Annotated in this window: 1 protein-coding gene; it reads left to right on the forward strand. The window is 63.2% G+C overall.

Annotation, left to right across the window (positions count from 1 at the left end; all coding sequences use genetic code 11):
- Positions 1–143: 143 nt before the first annotated feature.
- Positions 144–1,381, forward strand: a protein-coding gene (locus G510_RS0113320) for an IS3 family transposase (RefSeq protein WP_157560692.1) whose coding sequence is annotated in 2 segments (ribosomal slippage) — positions 144–429 and positions 429–1,381 — 1,239 coding nt in all. Because the reading frame shifts where the segments join, the coding sequence is not laid out codon by codon here.
- Positions 1,382–1,498: the final 117 nt, after the last annotated feature.

The following is a 1,498-nucleotide window of genomic DNA, read 5'->3' on the forward strand; positions in this document are numbered from 1 at the left end:
TCTCGTGATCGTCGTAGGTCATGTAGTCAACGGAGTGCAGGTAACCGTCGACGACCCATAGATCGAGCTGGCCAAGCCCTTCTCCGGCGCGCGAGTGAATCGGCCTGACTTTCGTTCCGTTCTTCAAGCAAGGATGGAACACGATGAACAGGAAGTATTCGCCGGAGATGCGTGAGCGGGCGCTCAGGATGCTCGCGGAGACGCGGCCGTCGCACCCCACGATGATGAGCGCCGTGCGGCATGTGGCCGGAATGTTGGGGATGAGCTCGGAGACGTTGCGGTTGTGGCAACGCCGCTACGAAGTCGACGCCGGCGTCAAGCCCGGGCTCACGACGGACGCGGCTGCGGAGATCAAGCGGCTGCAGAAAGAGAACGCCGAGCTCCGCAAGGCCAATGAGATCCTCAAGGCTGCGAGCGTGTTTTTCGCGAAGGAGCTCGACCGCCCCTGACCGAGATGATCAAGTTCATCAATGAACATCGTGATCATTTCGGGGTCGAGCTCATCTGCCGGGTCCTCAGACCCGCAGTTCAGGGGTTCCTCACCTCCCGCGGCTATCGCGCCGCAGTGCGTCGTGAGCCGTCAGCGCGGCGGCTGAAGGACGAGCTGCTGGTGCCGGAGATCGTCCGGCTGCATGCGGAGAATTACGGCGTCTACGGGCGCCGGAAGATGCATGCCCTGATGCACCGGCAAGGATGGGAGATCGGCCGCGATCAAACCGAACGACTGATGCGCCTCGCCGGCGTGGAGGGCGTGAAGCGGTCGAAGCGAGTGTTCACCACGAAGTCCGACCCGACGGCGGAGAAACCAAAGGATCTCGTGCAACGCCGGTTCACCGCTCCCGGCCCGCGCCGCCTCTGGGTCGCCGACGTGACCTATGTCGCGACCTGGTCCGGGTTCGCCTACGTGGCGTTCGTCACCGATGTCTACTCCCGTCGCATCGTGGGCTGGAATGTCGCACCCACCCTCCGCTCTGACATCCTGCCGTTGCGGGCGCTCGATATGGCCGCGTGGGCGGCAGGTGGTCGCCTCGATGGGCTGATCCATCACGCCGATCATGGGTCGAACTATCTCGCCGTGGTTTACACGGATCGGATCGAGGAACTCGGAGCGAAACCCTCGACCGGGACCGTTGGCGACTCGTTTGACAACGCCCTCGCCGAGGCCGTGAACGGGCTCTACAAAACAGAGCTCATTCGACAGCGCGGTCCCTGGCGGACCGTCGAGCAGGTCGAACTCGCGACCCTCGAATACGTGTGGTGGTGGAACAACTCCCGCCTCCACGGCGAGCTCGACATGCGCACACCCCTCGAGGTTGAGCAGGCATACTACGCTGACCTCGAATCAGCCCAACCGGCCCTCGCCGGACACGGCTCCCGATAGGAACGAAAGTCAGGCCGATTCACGAGACATCCAAGGTAGAGAACGGTCCGCCACCGTGCCTGATCCGGGCTGCCTTCGGCAACTTGGGAACCGAGATAAGGAAGCAGTCGCACTCGT

The organism is Microbacterium gubbeenense DSM 15944, from assembly GCF_000422745.1.
Taxonomy (GTDB): Bacteria; Actinomycetota; Actinomycetes; order Actinomycetales; family Microbacteriaceae; genus Microbacterium; species Microbacterium gubbeenense.